This is a genomic window from Kitasatospora sp. NPDC004272, assembly GCF_053603035.1.
This window is the reverse complement of the sequence record NZ_JBSGET010000242.1, coordinates 1-6572: the sequence shown is the minus strand read 5'-3', so window position 1 is coordinate 6572 and position 6572 is coordinate 1. Positions and strand designations below refer to the sequence as shown.

The following is a 6572-nucleotide window of genomic DNA, read 5'->3' as shown; positions in this document are numbered from 1 at the left end:
GTGCTGGTCCACCGGGACATGGGCCGGGAGTAGCGGCCGGGAACCACCCGCACCGCCGCCCCGGCCGAGCACGAGACAGGAACACGGTGTCGGCGGCCACCTTCACGGTGCTGGGCGGGACGTCGCTGACCCGGGAGGCGACGGCGATCGGCCGTTCGCTGGCGGACGGCGACCTGGCGGGCGCCCGGGAGCGGCTGCCGCACCTGTGCGGGCGCGACCCGTCCGGCCTGGACGAGCGGCAGGTGGCCCGGGCCGTGGTCGAGTCGGTCGCCGAGAACACCGCGGACGCGGTGGTCAACGCCCTGGTGTGGGGCGGCGTCGCGGGCGTGCCGGGGCTGCTGGCGTTCCGGGCGGTCAACACGCTGGACGCGATGGTGGGGCACAAGTCGGCCCGCTACCGGCGCTTCGGCTGGGCGTCGGCCCGGCTGGACGACGTCGCGGGCTGGCCGGGGGCCCGGCTGACCGCGCTGCTGGCGGTCGCCGCGTCCGGCGCCCCGGCCCGGACCTGGCGGGTCTGGCGGCGGGACGGCTCCGCGCACCCGAGCCCCAACGCGGGCCAGGCGGAGGCGGCGTTCGCGGGCGCGCTGGGCGTGCGGCTGGGCGGGACGCTGCGCTACGGCGAGCGGGTCGAGCACCGGCCGGTGCTGGGCGCGGAGCTGCCGCCGGTCGGCGCGGCCGACATCGAGCGGGCCTGCCGCCTCTCGCGCCGGGTCGGCGCGCTGGCGCTGCTGACGACGTTGGGCGGGCGGGCGCTGAGCGCGCGGGCGCTGGGTGCGCGGGTACCGGGTGCGCGGGCACTGGGCGGGCGGGCCCGCGGGTGAACCCGCCGCTGCGACTGCCCTCGTCCGGGCGGGGCTCCGGCGTGCCCGCGTCCCTCCCCCTCCACTTCCTCGAAGGAGTTCTGCCGTGAACGGCGCGCTGTTGGTGGCCGGTACGACCTCGGATGCCGGGAAGAGCGTGGTGACGGCGGGCATCTGCCGCTGGCTGGCCCGGCAGGGGGTGCGGGTGGCGCCGTTCAAGGCGCAGAACATGTCGTTGAACTCGTTCGTGACGGCCGACGGGGCGGAGATCGGGCGGGCGCAGGCGATGCAGGCGCAGGCCGCGGGGGTGGCGCCGGAGGCGGCGATGAACCCGGTGCTGCTGAAGCCGGGCGCGGACGGGCGCAGCCAGGTGGTGCTGCTGGGCCGGCCGGTGGCGGAGGTCGGCGCGCTGGACTACCGGGAGCGCAAGCCGGTGCTGCTGGAGCGGGCGCTGGAGTGCCTGGCGGACCTGCGGGCGCGCTTCGACGTGGTGGTGTGCGAGGGCGCGGGCTCCCCGGCGGAGATCAACCTGCGGGACGGGGACATCGCCAACATGGGCCTGGCGACGGCGGCCCGGCTGCCGGTCGTGGTGGTCGGGGACATCGACCGGGGCGGGGTGTTCGCGTCGATGTTCGGGACGCTGGCGCTGCTGTCCCCGGGCGACCAGGCGCTGGTCGCGGGCTGGATCGTCAACAAGTTCCGCGGCGACGCCCGGCTGCTGGAACCCGGGCTGGAGATGCTGCGCGGGCTGACCGGCCGTCCGGTGCTGGGCACGCTGCCGATGCTGCCGGGCCTGTGGCTGGACGCGGAGGACTCGCTCGGCCTGGCCGCGGTGGCGTCCCGTCCGGCGGCGGGCGGCCCGGTGGGCGCGGAGGTGCTGCGGGTCGCGGTGGTGCGGCTGCCGCGGCTGTCGAACTTCACGGACGTGGACGCGCTGGCGCAGGAGCCGGGCGTGCTGGTGCGCTGGGTGACCGGCCCGGAGGAGCTGGCGGACGCCGACCTGGTGGTGCTGCCCGGCACCCGGGCCACCGTCGCGGACCTGGCCTGGCTGCGCGAGCGGGGCCTGGCGGAGCCGCTGGCGGCGCGGGCCGCGGCCGGGCGGCCGGTGCTGGGGGTGTGCGGCGGCTACCAGATGCTGGGCCGGGAGGTCGTGGACCCGGTGGAGTCGAAGTCGTCCGGTGCGGTGGACGGCCTGGGGCTGCTGCCGACCCGGGTGGTGTTCGGCGCCGGGAAGGTACTGGCCCGGCCGTCGGGGGTGGCGCTGGGCGAGCCGGTGGAGGGCTACGAGATCCACCACGGCGTGGTGACGGTGGAGGGCGGCGAGCCGTTCGTCACGGACGCCGCCGGGCGGCCGCTGGACGGCTGCCGGGCGGGCGCGGTGTGGGGCACCACCTGGCACGGCCTGCTGGAGAACGACGCCTTCCGGCGGGCCTTCCTGACCGAGGTGGCCCGCGCCGCGGGCCGGGCGTTCGTCCCGGCGCCGGACACCTCGTTCGCCGCCGCCCGCGAGCGTCAACTCGACGCGCTGGGCGACCTGGTGGCCGAACACGCCGACACCGACGCGCTGTGGAAGCTGATCGAGAACGGGGCACCGGCGGGTCTGCCGTTCGTGCCGCCCGGGGCCCCGGCCCCGCTGGAGATGGGGAGTGCCGAATGACCGAGGCCCGTTATCCGTTCACGGCGATCGTGGGCATGGACGACCTGCGGCTGGGGCTGCTGCTGAACGCGGTCTCGCCGGCCGTGGGCGGGGTGCTGGTGCGGGGCGAGAAGGGCACCGCCAAGTCGACGATGGTGCGGGCCCTGGCCGGGCTGCTGCCGTCGATCGCCACGGTGCCGGGCTGCCGGTTCGCCTGCGACCCGGCGGCGCCGGACCCGCAGTGCCCGGACGGGCCGCACGACGGCGACCGGACGGCCGAACGGCCCGCGTTCCTGGTGGAGTTGCCGGTGGGCGTCACCGAGGACCGGGTGGTCGGCTCGCTGGACCTGGAGCGGGCGCTCGCCGAGGGCGTGCAGGCGTACGAGCCGGGGCTGCTGGCGAAGGCGCACCGCGGCGTGCTGTACATCGACGAGGTCAACCTGCTCCAGGACCACCTGGTGGACCTGCTGCTGGACGCGGCGGCGATGGGGCGCTCGTACGTGGAGCGGGAGGGCGTGTCGGTGCGGCACGCGGCCCGGTTCCTGCTGGTCGGGACGATGAACCCGGAGGAGGGCGAGCTGCGGCCGCAGTTGCTGGACCGGTTCGGCCTGACGGTGGAGATCGCGGCCACCCGGGACCCGGACGAGCGCGCCGAGGTGGTGCGGCGGCGGCTCGGGTACGACGCCGACCCGGCCGGTTTCGCGGCGCGCTGGGACGAGCGCGAGCGGGAGCTGGCCGAACGGATCACCGCCGCACGGGAGTTGCTGCCGAGCGTGCAGCTCTCCGATCTGGCGCTGCGTCAGATCACGGCGGTGTGCGCGGCGTTCGAGGTGGACGGCCTGCGCGCGGACATCGTGATGGCCCGCACCGCGGTGGCCCTGGCCGCCTGGGCGGGGCGCACCGAGGTGCGGGAGGAGGACGTCCGGACGGCCGCCCGGCTGGCGCTGCCGCACCGGCGGCGGCGCAACCCGTTCGACGCGCCGGGGCTGGACGAGGAGCAGCTGGACCGGACGCTGGCCGAGCACCAGCAGCCGGAGGACGGGCCGGAGGACGACGGCCCGGACGGCGGCGGTCCTGAGGGCGGTCGCCCGGACGGCGGCGGCCCGGACGGCGGCGGTGGCGGTGCGCCGGAACCCGGTGAGCCCGACGCCCCGTCCGGGGAGGCGAGTTCGGACGATTCCCCCGCTCCTCCGCGGCAACGCCCGGGCGGCGCACCGGAGTCGGCGCCGGTCGCGGCCGACCAGCCGTACCGCACCAGGCTGTTCAAGGTGGACGGCACCGGCCGGGGCGCGCAGGGCCGCCGTTCGCCCGCCGAGACGGACGCCGGGCACACGATCCGGGCCCGCCGGCCGCGCGGGCGGCTGTCCCGGCTGCACCTGAGCGCGACGCTGCGCGCGGCCGCGCCGCACCAGGTGGCGCGCGGGCGGGCCGGGCGGGCGCTGGTGCTGCGCCGGGACGACCTGCGCGAGCAGGTGCGCCGGGGCCGGGAGTCGAACCTGGTGCTGTTCGTGGTGGACGCCTCGGGTTCGATGGCGGCCCGGCAGCGGATGACCGCGGTCAAGGGCGCGGTGCTGTCGCTGCTGATGGACGCCTACCAGCGCCGCGACAAGGTCGGCCTGGTGACCTTCCGGGGCGCGGGCGCCGAGCTGGCGCTGCCGCCGACCTCCTCGGTGGAGGTGGGCGCGGCCCGGCTGGAGCAGCTGCCGACCGGCGGCCGGACGCCGCTGGAGGCGGGCCTGCTGCGGGCGCACGAGGTGCTGCGGGTGGAGCGGCTGCGCGACCCGGACCGGCGCCCGCTGCTGGTGCTGGTGACCGACGGCCGGGCCACCGGCGGCAAGGACGCGCTGCCGCGGGCCCGCCGGGCGGCCGGCCTGCTGGCCGCGCAGGGCGTGGCCGCGGTGGTGCTGGACTGCGAGTCCGGACCCGTCCGGCTGGGCCTGGCACGGGAGTTGGCCGCGCACCTGAACGGTGACGCGGTGAGCCTGGACGAACTGCGGGCCGAGGGCGTGGCCTCGCTGGTGCGGGAAGCACGGACGACGACGATGACGCGAAAGGCGGCGTGAGCGGCATGCCCAAGGGAGTGGCGGAGAACGTCCCGGAGGACGGCCTGACGACGCGGCAGCGCCGGACGCTGCCGATCACGGCGGTGCACACCGGGCCGGGCAAGGGGAAGTCGACGGCGGCGTTCGGGATGGCGCTGCGGGCCTGGAACCAGGGCTGGCCGGTCGGGGTGTTCCAGTTCGTGAAGTCGGCGAAGTGGAAGGTCGGCGAGGAGAACGCGCTGCGGGTGCTCGGCGAGTCCGGGCAGGGCGGCACGGTGGCCTGGCACAAGATGGGTTCGGGCTGGTCCTGGGTGCAGCGCGACATCGAGTCCTCGGAGGAGGCGGCCCGGGAGGGCTGGGAGCAGGTCAAGCGGGACCTGGCGGCCGAGACGTACCGGTTCTACGTGCTGGACGAGTTCACCTACCCGCTGCACTGGGGCTGGATCGACGTGGCGGAGGTGGTGGAGGTGCTGCGGGAGCGCCCCGGCAGCCAGCACGTGGTGGTGACCGGCCGGTACGCGCCCGCGGAGTTGACCGAACTGGCCGACCTGGTCACCGAGATGACCAAGGTGAAGCATCCGATGGACGCGGGCCGCAAGGGCCAGCGCGGTATCGAGTGGTAGCGGGTTGAGCAACGTGATTCCGCGGCTGGTGGTGGCCGCGCCGTCCTCCGGGGCGGGCAAGACGACGGTCGCCACCGGCCTGATCGCGGCGCTGGCCGCGCGCGGGCTGGAGGTCTCCCCGCACAAGGTCGGCCCCGACTACATCGACCCCGGCTACCACGCGCTGGCCGCCGGGCGCCCGGGCCGCAACCTGGACGCCTGGATGAGCGGCCCGGAGCGGATCGCCCCGCTGTTCGCGCACGGCGCGGCCGGGGCGGACGTCGCGGTGGTCGAGGGCGTGATGGGCCTGTACGACGGGGCCGCCGGGCGGGGCGAGTTGGCCTCCACCGCGCAGGTCGCCAAGCTGCTGCGGGCGCCGGTGGTGCTGGTGGTGGACGCCTCCTCGCAGTCCCGGTCGGTGGCGGCGCTGGTGCACGGCTTCGCGTCCTGGGACCCGGAGGTCCGGCTGGCCGGAGTGATCCTGAACAAGGTCGCCTCGGACCGGCACGAGACGCTGCTGCGCGAGGCCCTGGAGGAGGGCTCGGGCGTGCCGGTGCTGGGCGCGGTCCGCCGGGCCGGGGCGGTCGACACGCCCTCCCGGCACCTGGGCCTGGTCCCGGCCGTGGAGCGCTCCGCGGAGGCGCTGCGGGCGGTCCGCGAGATGGGCGAACTCGTCCGCCGTTCAGTGGACTTGGACGCGGTGCTGGCACTGGCCCGGACCGCCCCGCCGCTCACCGCGGCCCCCTGGGACGCGGCGGCCGAGGTCGAGCCGCCGACCGGCCCCCGGCCGCGGATCGCGCTGGCGGGCGGCGCGGCGTTCTCCTTCTCGTACGCGGAGAACGCCGAACTGCTGGCCGCCGCCGGGGCCGAGGTGGTGCCCTTCGACCCGCTGCACGACGAGCGGCTGCCGGAGCGGACGGCGGCGCTGGTGATCGGCGGCGGCTTCCCCGAGGTGTACGTCTCCGAGCTGAGCGCCAACGCGGCGCTGCGCGCGGCGGTCGCCGAGCTGGCCGCGAGCGGGGCGCCGGTGGTCGGCGAGTGCGCCGGACTGCTGTACCTGGGACGGGAGTTGGACGGCCTGCCGATGTGCGGGGTGCTGGACGCCACGGCCCGGATGACCCCCCGGCTGACCCTCGGCTACCGGGAGGCGGTGGCGCTCGCCGACTCCCCGCTGGCGGCGGCCGGCTCCCGGGTGCGCGGCCACGAGTTCCACCGCACCGCCACCGACCCGGCGGCCGGCCCCTCCCCCGCCTGGGGCTGGCGCACCCCCGCCGGCCCGCACACCGAGGGCCACCTGCACGGCTCGGTGCACGCCTCGTACCTGCACCTGCACTGGACGGGCGCGCCCGCGCTGCCGTCCCGGCTGGTCCGGCACGCCGCCGCGTGGGCGGCCGAGCGGGGCCGCTGACGCCGACGGGGCCGCGGGGCCGCGCGTGCCGCCGCCGGGGGCGGGGCCCCCTTGGGCGGGCCGGGGGGGTCTCACCCAGGCCCC

General features: G+C 77.2%; 5 protein-coding genes. All 5 read left to right on the top strand.

Annotated features, from left to right (window positions below; genetic code table 11):
• On the top strand, nt 1-821 hold an 821-nt coding region (cbiB, locus tag ACWEO5_RS37665; RefSeq protein ID WP_452166583.1), incomplete at its 5' end, for an adenosylcobinamide-phosphate synthase CbiB.
• A gap of 85 nt (nt 822-906) precedes the next feature.
• Nucleotides 907-2457 carry a cobyric acid synthase gene (locus tag ACWEO5_RS37660; RefSeq protein ID WP_452166582.1) on the top strand — a complete coding sequence of 517 codons (1551 nt, stop codon included), beginning with the start codon at nt 907-909 and terminating at the stop codon, nt 2455-2457.
• Nucleotides 2454-4499: a putative cobaltochelatase gene (locus ACWEO5_RS37655; RefSeq protein WP_452166581.1), complete on the top strand. Its 2046-nt coding sequence runs from the start codon at nt 2454-2456 to the stop codon at nt 4497-4499. The genes ACWEO5_RS37660 and ACWEO5_RS37655 overlap by 4 nt, the downstream gene beginning before the upstream one ends.
• Nucleotides 4500-4504: 5 nt before the next feature.
• Nucleotides 4505-5101: a cob(I)yrinic acid a,c-diamide adenosyltransferase gene (gene cobO, locus ACWEO5_RS37650; protein ID WP_452166580.1), complete on the top strand. Its 597-nt coding sequence runs from the start codon at nt 4505-4507 to the stop codon at nt 5099-5101.
• Between the two features lie 13 nt (nt 5102-5114).
• Nucleotides 5115-6488, top strand: a complete 1374-nt coding sequence (locus tag ACWEO5_RS37645) for a cobyrinate a,c-diamide synthase (protein ID WP_452166584.1) — start codon at nt 5115-5117, stop codon at nt 6486-6488.
• Nucleotides 6489-6572: the final 84 nt, after the last annotated feature.

What these genes read in the sequence shown, in the direction of transcription:
- ACWEO5_RS37655 (WP_452166581.1), top strand. Translation starts at nt 2,454, where the DNA reads ATGACCGAGGCCCGTTATCCGTTCACGGCGATCGTGGGCATGGACGAC.
- cobO (WP_452166580.1), top strand. Translation starts at nt 4,505, where the DNA reads ATGCCCAAGGGAGTGGCGGAGAACGTCCCGGAGGACGGCCTGACGACG.